Below are 17429 nucleotides of genomic sequence, written 5' to 3' on the forward strand. Positions count from 1 at the left end.
ATAAATCACTTTCCTTCTGGCGAAGATGGGACTAATCGTATCACCGGGAGGAATGTATGTGAATAAGGGACATTTAAATCAAGTTCTGCTGATTACAGATGGCTGCTCCAATCATGGTGAAGACCCGATTGCAATGGCGGCTTTCGCCAAGGAGCAGGGGATTACGGTGAATGTTATAGGGATTATGGAAGAAAACGCGATTGACCAAGAGGCAATGAAGGAAGTTGAAGGCATCGCCATGGCCGGTGGCGGTGTCCATCAAGTTGTATATGCGTCACAATTGTCTCAGACGGTTCAAATGGTGACGAAAAAAGCAATGACCCAGACGCTGCAAGGTGTCGTCAATCAAGAGCTTAAACAAATCTTAGGGAAAAACGTTGAAATGGAAGAGCTTTCTCCGGAAAAACGCGGCGAAGTGATGGAAGTGGTTGATGAACTCGGAGAAACAGTTCATCTGCAGGTGCTTGTGCTGGTTGATACGAGTGCGAGTATGGCGCCGAAACTGCCGACGGTGAAAGAAGCGCTGATTGATCTTTCCATCAGTTTAAATTCCCGGGCCGGACAAAATGAATTTGCCATGTGTATATTTCCCGGGAAAAGCCAGGAAGTTGAGCTTGTGCTGAATTGGACGCCGAAGCTTGAATCCCTTTCCGCGCTCTTTGCGAAGCTGTCGACCGGCGGTATCACCCCTACGGGCCCCGCTATCAGGGAAGCGACGCAGCAGTTTGAGAGAATCCGCTCAAGAAGGAGCATGTTGGCAGATGATGAACGACGCTTTAACGAGTTTGGCATGTAGTTTGGCACCGGGGACGGCAATTCAGGGCAACTGGAACGGCAAATCCTACAGATTGCTCAAACAGCTTGGAAAAGGGGCTAACGGTATTGTATATCTGGCAGAAGCATCAGACGGACAGGTCGCTTTGAAAATTAGCAGCGACAGCATGTCTGTTACCTCTGAAGTGAATGTCTTAAAATCCTTTTCAAAGGCCCGGTCGCAAACGATGGGGCCTTCTTTTTTTGATGCGGACGATGCGTTTATTCCGCAGCTGAATAAAAATGTCTCTTTTTACGTGATGGAGTACATAGAAGGGCCGCTTCTTCCGCAATATATCAGCAGTAAGGGAGCGGAGTGGATTCCGGTGCTGATGGTGCAGCTTCTTTCCAGCCTGTCAGTCCTTCATCAGCAGGGATGGGTTTTTGGCGACCTCAAACCGGAAAATCTTATTGTAACCGGACCGCCGGCTGCCATCCGCTGCATTGATGTAGGGGGAACGACAAAACAAGGCCGCGCGATTAAAGAGTATACGGAGTTTTACGACAGGGGCTATTGGGGGTATGGAACAAGAAAAGCAGAACCATCCTATGACCTGTTTGCTGTCGCAATGATCATGATTCACTGTGTCCAGAAGAAAGAGTGCAAAAAGTCAGGACAGCCGAAAGAACAGCTTCGTTCTATCATTGAAGGCCACCCGTTTCTGAACAAGTATAAGAAGGTTCTGTTTTCTGCTTTAAACGGCCAATATCCGTCTGCGGAAGCCATGAAGCATGACATCCTGACGGCGGGGCAGAGCGCCGGGAGTAAAAGGAAAGCCGCCGCCAAGCCTAAGCCGCCGCAATCAAAACCGCGGCAGGGCACTGTATCTCAAACGCGGTATAAACCTAAACAAAAACCCGCAAAGCACAATGGTTTGTTTGAAACAACACTTATTTTAATCAGCGTTCTCGCCCTTTATTTCGCTTACATCGTCTTTTTTCTCATCTAATGCCGGCCGGACGCCTGCGCTCATGCTTCTTCTTTGCTTGGAGGGAATGAAAGTGATAGGATATGTATATCTTTAAAAAACCTGCTCATTGTGAGGGGGACATTGTGAAAAGCGTGGAAGATTTTTTCAAAACATATCATCTTCAGGCGGAGGGAGAAACGATTATTGCCGGGGTCTCCGGAGGCCCTGATTCAATGGCGCTTCTCAGTATGCTGAATAAGCACTTCGGGCATTCTTCCGTTATCATAGCGGCGCATGTCGACCATCAGTTCAGGGGTCCTGAATCTGAAGAAGATATGAAGTTTGTGCAGTCATATTGCGAAGCGGAACACATCCTCTGCGAAACGGTACAGATTGATGTTTCTGCATACGCAAAAAAGAATAAGCTGAACAAGCAGGCTGCCGCGCGTGATTGCAGATATCAGTTTTTCGAAGATCTGATGACAAAACACCAAGCGAAGTTTTTGGCGCTGGCTCATCACGGCGATGACCAGGTTGAGACAATGCTCATGAGGCTTGCGAAAGGTACGCTCGGGGCAGGGCTCGCGGGAATGCAGCCCGTCCGCGAATTTGCATCCGGCTGGCTGATCAGGCCTTTCCTCTATGCGGAAAAGGATGAAATCCTAGAATACTGCCGTCAAGAAGGGCTCAGCTACAGAACGGATGAGAGCAATGCAAAAGACGATTATACAAGAAACAGATTCAGAAAGACCGTGCTTCCTTTTTTAAAACAAGAATCACCTGACGTTCATAAAATGTTTCAAAAGGTGAGTGAAGCACTGACAGAAGACGAACAATACTTGCAGTCATTAACGAAAGAACGAATGAATAAGGTTATTACAAGCAAGTCTGACACATCGGTTGAAGTCGATTCCTCTCAATTGCTTGCCCTTCCGATACCTTTACAAAGAAGAGGAGTTCAACTAATATTAAACTATCTTTATGAAAACGTTCCATCGTCGTTTTCCGCCCGCCACATACAGCAGTTTCTGGAATGGGCGGAAAATGGAAGCGCCTCGGGAGTGCTTGATTTTCCGAAAGGGCTGAAGGTGGTCAAATCATATCAGACATGTTTGTTTACATTTGAACAATGGCAATGTGAAAAGGTTCCCTTTGAGCTGCAGCTGCAAGGAGCGGAAGGCGAGACTGCTGTTCTCCCCAACGGCTTTATGATAGAGGTGGCCGATCAGGCTGACCCTCATATCAAAAATGGGAATGCTGTTTTTATGACAAGCAGAAATAAGGTGCAATTTCCTTTAACAATCCGGACGAGAAAAATCGGCGACCGGATTAAACTTAAAGGGATGAATGGCTCGAAAAAGGTAAAAGATATATTTATTGATCATAAACTGCCTCTGCGGGATCGGGACGAATGGCCGATTGTAACGGATGCGAACGGTGAAATTATCTGGCTGCCTGGCTTGAAAAAATCCATCTTTGACGATCTTGTGATTTCAAACAGTGACCGCATTGTATTACAATATAGACAGCATGAAAAGTGTAGGGGGCAAGCATTAACATGAAACAGGATATCGAAAAAGTGCTGATCTCAGAAGATGAGATCCAGCAGAAAGTAAAACAGCTTGGAGAACAATTAACAAGCGAGTACAGCGACACGTTTCCGTTGGCAATCGGTGTGTTAAAGGGAGCGCTTCCTTTTATGGCTGATCTTATAAAGCATATTGATACATATTTGGAAATGGACTTCATGGATGTATCAAGCTACGGAAATTCCACGGTTTCTTCCGGAGAAGTCAAAATCATCAAAGATTTGGATACATCTGTAGAAGGCCGGGACATCTTAATCATTGAAGATATTATCGACAGTGGGTTAACCTTGAGCTATCTCGTAGAACTCTTCCGATATCGTAAAGCGAAATCAATTAAGATTGTTACCCTGTTGGATAAACCAAGCGGAAGAAAAGCGGACATTAAAGCAGACTTCGTAGGCTTTGAAGTTCCTGACGCGTTTGTTGTGGGTTACGGACTTGATTATGCCGAGCGCTATCGCAATCTGCCTTACATCGGAGTATTAAAACCGGCGATTTATGAAAGCTGATCGGCTGCCTGCTTCCGAGATGGTTATCGGTTGTATTGGAATGATTTTCTATGGTACTATTGAACATAGTTGTGCTTACTGTGGGAGGAGGTAAGGAATGAATCGGGTCTTCCGTAATACCATTTTTTATTTACTTATTTTATTAGTAGTAATCGGGGTTGTGAGTTACTTCCAGACCTCAAACCCGAAAACAGAAAATATGTCGTACAGTACGTTTATCAAGAACCTCGATGAAGGGAAAGTTGATAGCGTATCGGTTCAGCCTGTCAGAGGTGTTTATGAGGTAAAAGGACAGCTGAAAAAATACGATAAAGACCAGTACTTTTTAACACATGTTCCTGAGGGAAAAGGAGCAGACCAGATATTTGACGCAATTAAAAAGACGGACGTAAAAGTTGATCCCGCACAGGAAACAAGCGGGTGGGTGACGTTCTTAACGACGATCATTCCGTTTGTCATCATCTTTATTCTGTTTTTCTTCCTGCTCAATCAGGCTCAGGGCGGCGGCAGCCGTGTCATGAACTTCGGAAAGAGCAAAGCGAAGCTGTATACGGAAGAAAAGAAACGCGTGAAGTTTAAAGATGTAGCCGGCGCGGATGAGGAGAAGCAGGAGCTCGTTGAGGTTGTTGAGTTTCTGAAAGATCCCCGCAAATTCGCCGAGCTTGGCGCCAGGATCCCTAAAGGCGTGCTGCTTGTCGGACCTCCGGGAACCGGTAAGACATTGCTTGCGAGAGCCTCAGCCGGTGAAGCTGGCGTTCCTTTCTTCAGCATCAGCGGATCTGACTTCGTTGAAATGTTTGTCGGTGTCGGTGCTTCCCGTGTGCGTGATTTATTCGAAAATGCGAAAAAGAATGCGCCTTGCCTGATCTTCATTGATGAGATCGACGCGGTAGGACGTCAGCGCGGCGCCGGTCTTGGCGGCGGGCATGATGAACGCGAACAGACGCTGAACCAGCTGCTTGTTGAGATGGACGGTTTCAGTGCGAATGAAGGAATCATTATTATCGCTGCGACAAACCGTGCGGACATTCTTGACCCTGCATTGCTCCGTCCGGGACGTTTTGACCGTCAGATTACAGTAGACCGTCCGGATGTCATCGGCCGTGAAGCCGTATTGCAGGTGCATGCGAGAAACAAACCGCTTGATGAGACGGTGAACTTAAAAGCAATCGCTTCAAGAACACCCGGTTTCTCAGGCGCAGATTTAGAAAACCTTCTTAACGAAGCGGCACTCGTTGCTGCCCGTCAAAACAAGAAGAAAATTGATATGCGCGACATTGATGAAGCAACGGACCGTGTCATTGCGGGTCCTGCGAAGAAGAGCCGCGTCATCTCGAAAAAAGAACGCAATATCGTGGCGTACCACGAGGGCGGTCACACCGTTATCGGACTTGTGCTGGATGAAGCCGATATGGTTCATAAAGTAACGATCGTTCCGAGGGGGCAGGCAGGCGGATACGCAGTCATGCTTCCGAGAGAAGACCGTTACTTCCAGACAAAACCTGAACTTCTCGATAAAATTGTCGGTCTTCTGGGCGGACGTGTTGCCGAGGAAATTATCTTCGGCGAAGTCAGCACGGGGGCTCACAATGACTTCCAGCGGGCAACGAACATTGCCAGAAGAATGGTGACAGAGTTCGGTATGTCAGAAAAACTCGGACCGCTTCAGTTCGGTCAATCTCAAGGCGGTCAAGTATTCCTGGGCCGGGATTTCAACAACGAGCAAAACTACAGTGATCAGATCGCTTACGAAATTGATCAGGAAATTCAGCGCATCATTAAAGAATGTTATGAGCGTGCGAAAACCATCCTGACTGAAAATCGCGATAAGCTTGAATTGATTGCTCAGACATTGCTTGATGTGGAAACATTAGATGCGGAACAAATCAAGCATCTCGTGGATCACGGAAAACTCCCTGAGCGCAATTTCTCAGATGACCATCTTCAAAAAGACGATGTGAAAGTAAACATTCTGTCTAAAACAGAAGACGAAAAGAAAGACGAGCCGAAAGAATAGTTCGCTTTCTGATATGAAAACCGCCGGCGTATACCGGCGGTTTTTTTACTGGTTCCGTTTTGTTTACAAAAGAGCCGCAGATCGTGTATGGTATTGTAGAATGTTGAAAATGTTATGATTAGAAACTATTCAAAAGTGGTGATAGAGGTTGTTACTGGTTATAGATGTGGGGAACACCAACACCGTGATTGGTGTATATCATGATGGGGAATTAGAATATCATTGGCGCATAGAAACGAGCAGACACAAAACAGAAGACGAATTCGGCATGCTGCTCCGCTCCTTATTTGAACATTCCGGACTGATGTTTGAACAGATTGAAGGGATTATCATCTCATCCGTAGTGCCGCCGATTATGTTCTCTTTAGAAAGAATGTGCACAAAATACTTTCACATCGAGCCGCAGGTTGTCGGCCCGGGAATGAAAACAGGTTTAAATATAAAATATGACAATCCGAAAGAAGTGGGAGCTGACAGGATCGTCAATGCCGTTGCGGCGATCCAGCAGTATGGCGGCCCCTTAATTGTTGTTGATTTCGGAACGGCGACGACGTATTGCTACATTGATGAAAACAAACAATACATGGGCGGTGCGATTGCTCCCGGCATTACAATTTCAACGGAAGCGCTGTACTCACGCGCGGCCAAGCTTCCGAGAATTGAAATCGCCCGACCGGATAATATCATCGGCAAAAACACGGTAAGCGCCATGCAGTCCGGCATCCTTTTCGGCTATGTCGGACAAGTTGAAGGCATTGTAAAGCGGATGAAATGGCAGGCCAAACAAGAACCGAAAGTCATTGCGACAGGGGGGCTTGCGTCATTAATCGCAAACGAATCAGACTGTATTGATATTGTTGACCCGTTTCTTACTTTAAAAGGGCTGGAAATCATTTATGAGCGAAATCGCGTGGGTCACATATAGGAGGTAAACGATGGATTATTTAATTAAAGCAATTGCATATGACGGTAAAGTGCGGGCTTATGCAGCCAGAACGACAGATATGGTAAATGAAGCGCAAAGAAGGCATGACACGTGGCCGACGGCATCAGCCGCAATCGGCCGGACGATGACAGCGTCTCTGATGCTCGGAGCGATGCTTAAGGGTGAAGATAAGCTGACAGTCAAAATAGAAGGCGGCGGCCCGATCGGAGCCATTGTCGCAGATGCGAACGCAAAGGGTGAGGTAAGAGCATACGTATCAAACCCGCACGTTCATTTTGACCTCAATGAACAAGGGAAACTGGATGTCAGACGGGCGGTCGGAACTGACGGAACACTCAGTGTCGTAAAAGATTTGGGCTTGCGTGATTATTTTACGGGGCAAGTAGAGATTGTCTCGGGTGAACTCGGTGATGACTTCACGTATTACCTTGTTTCTTCTGAACAAGTCCCTTCATCTGTCGGGGTAGGTGTTCTAGTAAATCCTGATAACACGATTCTCGCTGCGGGCGGGTTCATCATTCAGCTTCTTCCGGGGACTGATGAAGAAACCATTTCAACAATTGAAAAGCAATTATCTCAAATCGAACCGATTTCAAAATTGATTCAAAAAGGCCTGACACCGGAAGAAATCTTAGAAGAAGTTCTGGGTCAAAAACCGGACGTTCTCGAAACAATGCCGGTCAAATTTCACTGTTCTTGTTCAAAAGATCGATTCGAAACGGCCATTTTAGGACTAGGCAAAAAAGAAATACAAGATATGATAGAAGAAGACGGAAAAGCCGAAGCGGTTTGCCATTTTTGTAATGAGAAATATTTATTTACAAAAGAAGAACTGGAAGAGCTTCGTGACGAAACAACCCGCTAGCTCTTTAGCGGGTTGTTCTATTTTGTAAAAGGGATGGGGTAGATTTTGAAATCGAGAACACTTTTGACGATTATTGTAGCGGCGCTGTTGGTATGCAGTGTAGCAGTGGCGTATAAGTTAACAAAATCCCAAGCTGCAGGGTCATCTGAAGAATCCATCGCGACAATCGGTGATAAACATATCACACGGCAGGACTGGATGAAAAAGATGGAAGACGAGTACGGAAAATCAACTCTGGAAGACATGATTAATGCACAAGTAGTGGAAGAACTTGCGAAAAAGAATAAACTCACAGTTTCAAACACCGAATTGGAACGTGAATTTCTTTTAATCAAAGCGGTGAATAATTCATTTTATGAAGACAGCCATATTACCGAAAAAGAATGGAGAGACCAGATCCGCTACAACATTCTTCTTGAAGAACTGCTGACGAAGGACATCGATATATCGGATAAGGAAATGCAATCATTTTATAATAAAAATAAAGAACTGTACCATTTCGATGATTCCTACAGAATCAGGCACATTGTCGTCAAAAACAAGGAAGAGGCGGACAGGGTGCTTGCTGATTTGAAAGGCGGTTCCAGCTTTGAAGCCGTCGCCGCTGAGCGTTCCACGGACAGATACACGTCTCAGTATGGCGGAGACCTCGGCTTTGTGACAGAAAACCAGGAAAATATCCCGCAGGCATATATCACAGAAGCTAAAAATCTCAAAGAAGATGAATGGTCCGCTGAACCGATTAAAGTTTCTTCAGGATATGCCGTCATTCAGCTGAAAGAAAAGCTTAAAGCGAGAACTTTCTCATACAATGAAGTGAAGAGCCAAATCAGACGCCAGATCGCGATGGATCAATTAGGTGACAAGGCGACAGTCAAAACGCTGTGGAAAGAGGCGGGGGTCTCTTGGTTCTACGGGGAAAAAAGAACTAAATGATTGACAAAAAATTTTGAAATTGATAACTTATATTTATAATACCAATAAATTTAGTCGGAAATTGAGGTGTCCAACATGGTGCGTATTGCAAATTCTATTACTGAACTAATCGGAAATACTCCTATTGTGAAATTGAATCGCCTGACGGATGAAAACAGTGCAGATGTATATCTGAAGCTTGAATACATGAATCCGGGCAGCAGCGTAAAAGACCGTATCGGAGCGGCGATGATTGAAGCGGCTGAAAAAGAAGGAAAATTAAAAGCCGGCGACACAATCATTGAACCGACAAGCGGAAATACAGGGATCGGTCTTGCGATGGTGGCAGCGGCTAAAGGTCTCAGAGCCATTCTCGTTATGCCTGATACAATGAGTATGGAACGACGCAATCTGCTGCGCGCATACGGAGCGGAGCTTGTGCTGACTCCTGGCGCAGAAGGAATGAAGGGCGCCATTAAAAAGGCGGAAGAACTTGCGGAGGAACACGGATACTTTGTGCCTCAGCAATTCAACAATGCGGCAAACCCGGAAATTCACCGTCAAACGACGGGGAAAGAAATCGTAGAACAGTTTGGTGACGACCAGCTTGATGCGTTCGTGGCCGGAATCGGTACCGGCGGAACCATCACGGGAGCGGGCGAAGTGCTGAAAGAAGCATATCCATCCATCAAAATCTATGCGGTAGAGCCGGCGGATTCTCCAGTTCTTTCCGGCGGAAAACCGGGTCCGCATAAAATTCAGGGTATCGGAGCGGGATTTGTCCCTGAAACATTGAATACGGACATCTATGATCAAATCATTCCCGTCAAAAACGAGGATGCATTTGAATATGCCCGTAAAACGGCAAAAGAAGAAGGGATTCTCGGCGGTATTTCTTCCGGAGCGGCCATTTACGCGGCACTGGAAATCGCGAAAAAACTCGGGAAAGGCAAGAAAGTGCTTGCGATCATCCCTAGTAACGGAGAACGTTACTTAAGCACACCGCTTTATCAGTTTGAATAGAGACATACACACGGCTCCCGGCTGTATCCGGGAGTTTTTTTGTGCCTGAAGTATCGAAAATCCAAAAAACGTTTCGAATTTTATGGTTGGAAGTGAAATTCACTTTTTTCACCAGTGTGATTGCTTTAAAATAAAACTACAGTAAAACGAAGCAGAGGATTGATATGATGGCACAACGCAGACCGGCAGGAAGAAAAATACCTTTTACGAAACAAGCATTTTTACAGCGATATGAAAACCTTTCGAAATCGAGAAAACGGCATGTTCTGCTCGAAAGCGCGAGAGGGGGAAGATTCAGTATAGCCGGTCTAGATCCGATTGCGTCCGTCAGAGGGAAAGACGGAATTACAACGATCAAGCATGAGGGAGAAACACTGTTTAAAGAAGGTGACCCGCTGCGGGCCTTTCATGAATGGTTTGGAACGCTCGGAACGGAAACAAACGTTGAGTTTCCGGACTTTCAGGGCGGTGCGATTGGTTTTATCAGTTACGACTATGCCCGATATATTGAGAATTTTAAGATGCTGTCGTTAGATGATCTGGAAACACCTGATATTTACTTTCTTGTTTTTGATGATGTGGCCGTTTATGACCATGAGGAAGAGGCGTTATGGCTCATTACCCATACTGAAGCGGAAGAAGCGGATCTTGCGGAAGAAAAGCTGTCCGGCTTAGAGGACATGTGGTGTTCCCTCCAAACGGCGGACGAGCCTTTTTCACCGCTGAATCGGAATGGGGACGGATCGTACGCCGCTCCGTTCACCGAGGAAGGATTTTCACAGGCTGTAGAACAAATTAAACAATATATCGCGAGCGGCGATGTGTTCCAGGTTAATTTGTCCATCAGGCAGTCTCAGTCTTTATCCGTTCATCCGTATGAGGTGTATAAACACTTGCGAAACGTCAATCCGTCTCCTTACATGGCTTATCTCGAGACACCGGGGTTTCAAGTGATATGCGGGTCGCCGGAGCTATTGGTGACAAAGAAGGGGAAGAAGCTTGAAACGAGACCGATCGCGGGTACGCGTTCAAGAGGAAAAGATGATGCTGAAGACAAGGCTTTGGCTGATGAATTAATTCACAACGAAAAAGAACGTGCGGAACACGTCATGCTTGTTGATCTTGAGCGTAATGACCTCGGACGCGTATCGCGCTACGGCTCTGTGCGGGTTAACGAGTTTATGGCGATCGAAAAATATTCCCACGTCATGCATATCGTGTCAAACGTACAGGGAGAGCTGCAGGACGGATATGACGCGACAGACATTATTCATGCGGTGTTCCCGGGGGGCACCATCACGGGAGCGCCCAAAGTGAGAACGATGGAAATTATAGAAGAGCTTGAGCCGACAAGACGGGGGCTTTATACTGGATCTATAGGCTGGTTCGGATTCAACGGAGATTTGCAGTTTAACATTGTGATCCGGACGATCTATGCAGCCGGCGGACATGCTTTTATGCAGTCCGGAGCAGGAGTGGTTATTGATTCGGTTCCGAAGCATGAATACAAGGAATCGTTCAAAAAAGCTTTTGCGATGAAAAAGGCGTTAGAGCTGAGCGAAGAAGAGACAAAAAATCAGACGAGGTGAGCAGAGATGATTTTAATGATTGACAATTATGATTCATTTACGTACAACTTGGTTCAATATTTGGGTGAGCTCGGGGAGGAACTGATCGTCAGACGGAATGACGAGATTACGATTGAGCAGATTGAAGAGCTGGGTCCGGACTTCTTAATGATTTCTCCCGGGCCGTGCAGTCCTGATGAAGCGGGGATCAGCCTCGAAGCCATCAAACATTTTGCCGGCAGTATTCCTATTTTCGGCGTATGTCTCGGGCATCAGTCGATTGCGCAAGTATTCGGCGGCGATGTCGTCAGAGCAGAGCGGCTCATGCACGGCAAAACGTCAGAAGTTATGCATGACGGACAGACGATTTTTAACGGCCTGCAAAATCCGCTGGTCGCCACCCGGTACCATTCACTTATTGTCAAAGCGGACACGCTGCCGGATTGTTTTACGGTATCCGCTCAAACCAAAGAAGGAGAAATTATGGCAATCCGCCATAATGAGCTGCCTGTTGAAGGTGTTCAGTTCCATCCGGAATCCATCATGACCTCCTTCGGCAAAGAGATGCTCAGAAACTTTATAGAGACACACCGCAAAAAGGAAGTATCGGTGTGATTATATATTTGAATGGTCAATATATAGAGGAGAAAGAAGCGGCGCTTTCTCCTTTTGACCATGGTTATCTGTACGGGATCGGCGCGTTCGAAACGTTCAGGCTTTACAGCGGCCGGCCGTTTCTGCCGGATGCGCATGTCGCCAGACTCAACAGGGCGCTTCGGGATCTGCAGATTGCATTCGAGGTGAACAAACAGGAGCTGCTTGATATGCTTCGGAGACTGTTGCTTCTCAATGACATAAAGGACGGCAGCGCGCGTGTCCGGCTTAACATCTCGGCAGGCGTCAGCGATAAGGGGTTTGCCGCGCAGACTTATGAAAAGCCGACCGTCCTTTGTTTCGTCAACCGGCTCAATCCGGAAACTCTGCCTGTTCAAAAAGAAGGCAGGCTTCTCTCTGTCCGGAGAAATACGCCTGAAGGATCTTTCCGGTTAAAATCCCATCACTATTTAAACAACATGTACGCTAAACGGGAGATCGGGAATGATCCCAATCTTGAAGGGATTTTCCTGACCGGAGAAGGAGATGTCGCGGAAGGCATTGTCTCCAATGTGTTTTGGCGAAAAGGAGACAAGGTCTTTACGCCATCTTTGGATACGGGAATTCTCGACGGCGTAACAAGACAGTTTGTCATTGATGAATTGAAACGGCAGGGGACAGAAGTCACCGAAGGCCGATTCCGTTTTCAATCAATGCTTGAAGCGGATGAAGCATGGTTGACAAACTCCGTGCTTGAAATCATCCCGTTTTCTAAAATAGAGGAAGTGCCGCTGCCCGGAATGAGCGGGAAAACGGTGCAATTGCTCCGTAGGCAGTATCAGCAGGAAATAAACAAAATGAATGTACAGGAGGAGGAACAAAATGGCGCAGCAAACAATTGAACAGCCTAAACTGATTCATACAAAAAAAGGCGCTCTGTCCTATAAAGAGAAGACGCTCGTTATGGGGATATTAAATGTAACGCCAGACTCCTTCTCTGACGGCGGCAAATACGACAGTACGGAAAGGGCGCTTCTGCATGCGGCGAAGATGGCTGAAGAAGGGGCGCATATCATAGATATCGGCGGCGAATCGACAAGGCCCGGCGCATCACTCGTTTCGGCTGATGAGGAAATGTCACGAGTCATCCCCGTCATAGAACGGATTACAAGCGAGCTGGACATTCCGCTTTCAATCGATACGTACAAAGCGTCCGTGGCAGACGAAGCGGTCAAAGCGGGAGCCTCTATCCTTAATGACATCTGGGGGGCGAAAGGTGACCCTGACATGGCGTCAGTAGCCGCCGCACACGGAGTTCCGATTATCTTAATGCATAATCGTATGGAAAGAAACTATAACGATCTTATTCCTGATATGCTTGCAGACTTGATGGAAAGCGTAAAAATTGCCGCAGAAGCCGGCGTCACAGATGAAAACATGATTCTGGATCCGGGGATCGGCTTTGCGAAAAACTATGAGGACAATCTGGCTGTCATGAACAAGCTGGAGGTGTTCAGCGGGTTAGGGTATCCGCTGCTCCTGGCGACATCGAGAAAAAGGTTCATCGGCCGTGTGCTTGACCTTCCCCCTGAAGAACGTGCCGAGGGAACGGGAGCGACAGTATGCCTTGGCGTCCAAAAAGGCTGCGACATTGTGAGGGTGCACGATGTCAAAGAGATCGCAAGAATGACTAAGATGATGGATGCTATGCTGAACAAAGGAGGCGCGCATTATGGATAAAGTATATGTGGAAGGTATGGAGTTTTACGGATATCACGGCGTGTTCGAGGAAGAAAACAAACTCGGCCAGCGCTTCAAAGTAGACCTGACTGCCGAACTGGATTTGAGCAAAGCGGGAAAAACGGATGACCTTTCTTATACCATTAACTATGCGGAATTGTACAGTGTCTGCCGTGGCATCGTTGAGGGCGAGCCCGTTAATTTGGTCGAGACCCTTGCGGAACGGATCGCAGACACCGTCCTTGAGAAATTTGAGCCGGTGCAGCAATGTACGGTAAAGGTTGTTAAGCCTGACCCGCCGATTCCCGGCCATTATAAATCAGTAGCCATAGAAATGACGAGAAAGAAATCATGAACAATACGGCATATATCGGCCTCGGTTCCAATATGGGCGACCGTGAACATTATTTGCGCCAGGCAGTGGCCATGCTCACCCGGCATGATGGCGTGACGGTGTCAAAGATATCCTCTATATATGAAACAGATCCCGTCGGTTATGAGGATCAGGATCAGTTTCTCAATATGGCGGTTGAAGTGAAAACGTCGTTATCTCCTTTTGAACTTCTAGATGTAACACAGTCCATTGAAGCTGAATTAGGCAGAACGAGAGAGATTCGCTGGGGACCGCGGACTGCAGACCTTGACATTTTGCTGTATAATCGTGAAAATATTGAAACAGAGCGGCTGATTGTTCCGCATCCGAGAATGTATGAGCGCTTATTTGTCCTTGCGCCGTTAAAAGAAATATGTCCGCAGGCGGATCATATCACGATAAGCGCTGAAACAAACCAAGAAGGTGTAAGAGTATGGAAGCAGAAATCTGGGGTAGGCGAATTCGTGCATTCAGAAAGCTGAAAGGTTATACTCAAGAAGGATTTGCAAAAGCATTAGGTATATCAGTTTCTATTGTCGGTGAAATTGAACGCGGAAACCGATTGCCGTCAGATGCCATCATTCAAGATGCGGCAGATGTTTTAAATATAAGTGCGGACGAATTGGCCCCGCCTGAAAAATAGACAAATGAAAGGAGGGGAAAAATGTTTAAAATCGGTGATATTCAATTGAAAAACCGGGTTGTGCTTGCCCCTATGGCCGGTGTCTGCAACTCAGCGTTCAGATTGACTGTAAAGGAATTCGGAGCCGGATTGGTATGCGCTGAAATGGTCAGTGACAAAGCGATCCTTTACAACAACGCAAGAACAATGGGGATGCTTTACATTGATGAACGTGAAAAACCGCTCAGCCTTCAGATTTTTGGAGGAAAAAAGGAAACCCTTGTGGAAGCGGCGAAGTTTGTAGATCAAAACACGACTGCTGATATTATTGATATTAACATGGGATGTCCCGTACCAAAGATTACAAAATGTGATGCGGGCGCCAAATGGCTTCTCGATCCTGATAAGATTTATGAAATGGTATCCGCAGTAGTAGATGCTGTTGATAAGCCGGTTACAGTGAAGATGAGAATGGGTTGGGATGAAGATCACATTTATGCGGTGAAAAACGCCCAAGCCGTTGAACGTGCCGGCGGAAAAGCCGTTGCCCTTCACGGCCGCACAAGAGTGCAAATGTATGAAGGCACTGCGAACTGGAATATCATTAAAGAAGTGAAGCAATCCGTCTCCATTCCCGTCATCGGAAACGGTGATGTCAAAACGCCTCAGGACGCGAAACGCATGCTTGAGGAAACAGGAGTTGACGGCGTCATGATCGGCCGGGCCGCACTCGGCAACCCGTGGATGATTTACCGTACGGTGCAGTACCTTGAAACCGGTGAGTTAAAAGACGAGCCGAAAGTCCGTGAAAAAATGTCGGTATGCAAACTGCACTTAGACCGCCTGATTAAGTTAAAAGGCGAAAATGTGGCAGTCAGAGAAATGAGAAAACACGCTGCCTGGTATCTGAAAGGTGTCAGAGGCAATGCGAATGTACGCAATGAAATTAACCAATGTGAGACGCGTGAAGAATTTGTGCAGCTTTTAGATGCATTTACCGCCGAAGCAGAGGCAAAAGAGCTTCAAGATGCAAAAGTAGGTTAATATACACCCTCTATTGCTGCTCACTGCCAGCTTACCGCTGGCAGTTTTTCTGCTTTTTCGTGAAATCAAAATGTAACGGAGTGATACCAATGAGTCAAGAAGAGCAAAATCATGAGGAATTGAACGACCAGCTGCAAGTCAGACGAGATAAAATGAACCAGCTGAGAGAAAACGGCATTGACCCTTTCGGCGAACGTTTCGAGAGAACGCATCAATCTCAACAAATCATTGAAGCCTACCAGGAGCTTTCTAAAGAAGAACTGGAAGAAAAAGCGATCGAAGTGACCATTGCAGGCCGTATGATGACAAAGCGCGGAAAAGGGAAAGCCGGCTTTGCGCATCTGCAGGACTTAGAAGGTCAAATTCAAATTTACGTAAGAAAAGACAGTGTCGGCGAAGAACAATATGAAATCTTTAAATCTTCAGACCTCGGAGACGTTATCGGCATCACCGGGAAAGTTTTCAAAACAAACGTAGGCGAGCTTTCTGTCAAAGCGACATCTTTTGAACTGCTGACAAAAGCACTGCGTCCTCTTCCTGATAAATATCATGGGTTAAAAGACGTTGAACAGCGTTACCGCCAGCGCTATCTCGATCTCATCGTAAACCCTGACAGCAAACAAACGTTTATCACACGCAGCAAAATCATCCAAGCGATGAGAAGATACTTAGATGACCATGGATACTTAGAAGTTGAAACACCTACGATGCACAGCATACCGGGAGGAGCGTCTGCACGCCCGTTCATCACGCACCATAACGCGCTCGACATGCCTCTTTATATGCGTATTGCGATTGAACTGCACCTGAAACGCCTGATTGTCGGCGGATTGGAAAAAGTCTACGAAATCGGCCGCGTGTTCCGTAACGAAGGTGTTTCTACACGCCATAACCCTGAATTCACGATGATCGAGCTGTATGAAGCGTACGCCGATTATAAAGATATTATGAGTCTTACGGAAAACCTCGTAGCACATATTGCGCAGGAAGTGCTTGGAAGCACCACAATCCAGTACGGCGAAGAGCAGATTGATCTGAAACCTGAGTGGAAACGACTCCACATGGTAGATGCGGTCAAAGAAGCGACAGGCGTAGATTTCTGGAATGAGATGACTGTTGAAGAAGCGCGCGGTCATGCAAAAGAGCATGGTATCGAGATCACAAACTCAATGACGGTGGGTCATATCATCAATGAATTCTTCGAACAAAAAATTGAAGAAACACTCATTCAGCCTACATTTATTTACGGCCACCCTGTAGAGATTTCTCCTCTTGCTAAGAAAAATCCGGAGGACCCTCGCTTTACAGACCGTTTTGAGCTGTTTATCGTCGGCCGTGAGCACGCTAATGCGTTTACGGAGCTGAATGACCCTATTGACCAGAGGGAACGCTTTGAAGCGCAATTAAAAGAAAGAGAAGAAGGAAACGATGAAGCGCATATGATGGATGAAGACTTCGTTGAAGCTCTTGAATACGGCATGCCGCCGACCGGGGGATTGGGTATCGGTATCGACCGCCTTGTCATGCTGTTAACAAATGCTCCGTCTATCAGAGACGTTTTATTATTCCCTCAAATGAGACAACGCTAATAAAAGGGAAGGCGCCGTTTCTGCTTATTGCAGTACGGCGCTTTTTTAGAAACAAGCTGCTCGTAAAACTTTTTTGATTTTCTTTTAAAAAACTATTGCGCTATTATTTGTGAGGTGGTATATTATTATTCGTTGCCGCTAAACAAGGCGCTGACGAAAAAAAGAAATTTAAAAAGTTGTTGACTTCAAGAGATTGATAAGATATAATAATAAAGTCGCTTGAACGAAAGACGAAATGATCTTTGAAAACTAAACAAGACAAAACGTACCTGTTAATTCAAAGTTTTAAATAAATCGCACAGCGATGTGCG

18 protein-coding genes are annotated in these 17429 nt (G+C 46.4%); all 18 read left to right on the forward strand.

Features of this window, described 5'->3' with window-relative positions; translation table 11 throughout:
- Window positions 1–58: 58 nt before the first annotated feature.
- The 18 genes from AC2CGA_RS18645 to lysS all read left to right on the forward strand — a co-directional run bounded on the left by AC2CGA_RS18645 (window position 59) and on the right by lysS (window position 17118).
- Window positions 59–796 carry a vWA domain-containing protein gene (locus AC2CGA_RS18645; RefSeq protein ID WP_004264624.1) on the forward strand — a complete coding sequence of 246 codons (738 nt, stop codon included), beginning with the start codon at window positions 59–61 and terminating at the stop codon, window positions 794–796.
- Window positions 762–1763 carry a protein kinase domain-containing protein gene (locus tag AC2CGA_RS18650; RefSeq protein WP_484480266.1) on the forward strand — a complete coding sequence of 334 codons (1002 nt, stop codon included), beginning with the start codon at window positions 762–764 and terminating at the stop codon, window positions 1761–1763. The genes AC2CGA_RS18645 and AC2CGA_RS18650 overlap by 35 nt, the downstream gene beginning before the upstream one ends.
- A 104-nt stretch (window positions 1764–1867) precedes the next feature.
- The gene (gene tilS, locus AC2CGA_RS18655; protein WP_043867609.1) at window positions 1868–3286 is read left to right on the forward strand and encodes a tRNA lysidine(34) synthetase TilS; all 1419 of its coding nucleotides are present in this window, start codon (window positions 1868–1870) and stop codon (window positions 3284–3286) included.
- Entirely contained in the window at window positions 3283–3822 is a 540-nt protein-coding gene (gene hpt / locus AC2CGA_RS18660; RefSeq protein ID WP_004264611.1) for a hypoxanthine phosphoribosyltransferase, read from the forward strand. The genes tilS and hpt overlap by 4 nt, the downstream gene beginning before the upstream one ends.
- A 97-nt stretch (window positions 3823–3919) precedes the next feature.
- Window positions 3920–5839: an ATP-dependent zinc metalloprotease FtsH gene (gene ftsH, locus AC2CGA_RS18665; protein WP_004264608.1), complete on the forward strand. Its 1920-nt coding sequence runs from the start codon at window positions 3920–3922 to the stop codon at window positions 5837–5839.
- Between the two features lie 148 nt (window positions 5840–5987).
- Complete coding sequence (locus AC2CGA_RS18670) at window positions 5988–6764, forward strand: type III pantothenate kinase (RefSeq protein WP_014304204.1); 777 nt, start codon at window positions 5988–5990, stop codon at window positions 6762–6764.
- Between the two features lie 10 nt (window positions 6765–6774).
- Window positions 6775–7650, forward strand: coding sequence for an Hsp33 family molecular chaperone HslO (hslO, locus tag AC2CGA_RS18675; protein ID WP_004264606.1), 876 nt, complete (start codon window positions 6775–6777; stop codon window positions 7648–7650).
- 45 nt (window positions 7651–7695) lie between these two features.
- The gene (locus tag AC2CGA_RS18680) at window positions 7696–8586 is read left to right on the forward strand and encodes a peptidyl-prolyl cis-trans isomerase (protein ID WP_015388785.1); all 891 of its coding nucleotides are present in this window, start codon (window positions 7696–7698) and stop codon (window positions 8584–8586) included.
- 75 nt (window positions 8587–8661) lie between these two features.
- Window positions 8662–9588, forward strand: coding sequence for a cysteine synthase A (gene cysK, locus AC2CGA_RS18685; RefSeq protein WP_004264603.1), 927 nt, complete (start codon window positions 8662–8664; stop codon window positions 9586–9588).
- A 167-nt stretch (window positions 9589–9755) separates the two neighbouring features.
- Entirely contained in the window at window positions 9756–11177 is a 1422-nt protein-coding gene (gene pabB, locus AC2CGA_RS18690; RefSeq protein WP_024084798.1) for an aminodeoxychorismate synthase, component I, read from the forward strand.
- Between the two features lie 6 nt (window positions 11178–11183).
- On the forward strand, window positions 11184–11771 hold the full coding sequence (gene pabA / locus AC2CGA_RS18695; protein ID WP_003150674.1) for an aminodeoxychorismate/anthranilate synthase component II: 588 nt from the start codon (window positions 11184–11186) through the stop codon (window positions 11769–11771).
- Entirely contained in the window at window positions 11768–12652 is an 885-nt protein-coding gene (gene pabC / locus AC2CGA_RS18700) for an aminodeoxychorismate lyase (protein WP_088005326.1), read from the forward strand. Before pabA ends, pabC begins: the two co-directional genes overlap by 4 nt.
- Window positions 12633–13490, forward strand: coding sequence for a dihydropteroate synthase (gene folP / locus AC2CGA_RS18705; RefSeq protein WP_003150672.1), 858 nt, complete (start codon window positions 12633–12635; stop codon window positions 13488–13490). Before pabC ends, folP begins: the two co-directional genes overlap by 20 nt.
- Window positions 13483–13845, forward strand: a complete 363-nt coding sequence (gene folB, locus AC2CGA_RS18710; protein WP_003150671.1) for a dihydroneopterin aldolase — start codon at window positions 13483–13485, stop codon at window positions 13843–13845. Before folP ends, folB begins: the two co-directional genes overlap by 8 nt.
- Window positions 13842–14345, forward strand: coding sequence for a 2-amino-4-hydroxy-6-hydroxymethyldihydropteridine diphosphokinase (folK, locus tag AC2CGA_RS18715; protein WP_024084799.1), 504 nt, complete (start codon window positions 13842–13844; stop codon window positions 14343–14345). Before folB ends, folK begins: the two co-directional genes overlap by 4 nt.
- Window positions 14297–14506, forward strand: a complete 210-nt coding sequence (locus AC2CGA_RS18720; RefSeq protein ID WP_003150668.1) for a helix-turn-helix domain-containing protein — start codon at window positions 14297–14299, stop codon at window positions 14504–14506. The genes folK and AC2CGA_RS18720 overlap by 49 nt, the downstream gene beginning before the upstream one ends.
- A 21-nt stretch (window positions 14507–14527) precedes the next feature.
- Window positions 14528–15529 carry a tRNA dihydrouridine synthase DusB gene (dusB, locus tag AC2CGA_RS18725; RefSeq protein ID WP_117614482.1) on the forward strand — a complete coding sequence of 334 codons (1002 nt, stop codon included), beginning with the start codon at window positions 14528–14530 and terminating at the stop codon, window positions 15527–15529.
- 89 nt (window positions 15530–15618) lie between these two features.
- On the forward strand, window positions 15619–17118 hold the full coding sequence (lysS, locus tag AC2CGA_RS18730; RefSeq protein ID WP_014304211.1) for a lysine--tRNA ligase: 1500 nt from the start codon (window positions 15619–15621) through the stop codon (window positions 17116–17118).
- Window positions 17119–17429 lie beyond the last annotated feature (311 nt).

It is taken from the genome of Bacillus sp. SYZHCR11 (genome assembly GCF_057196865.1).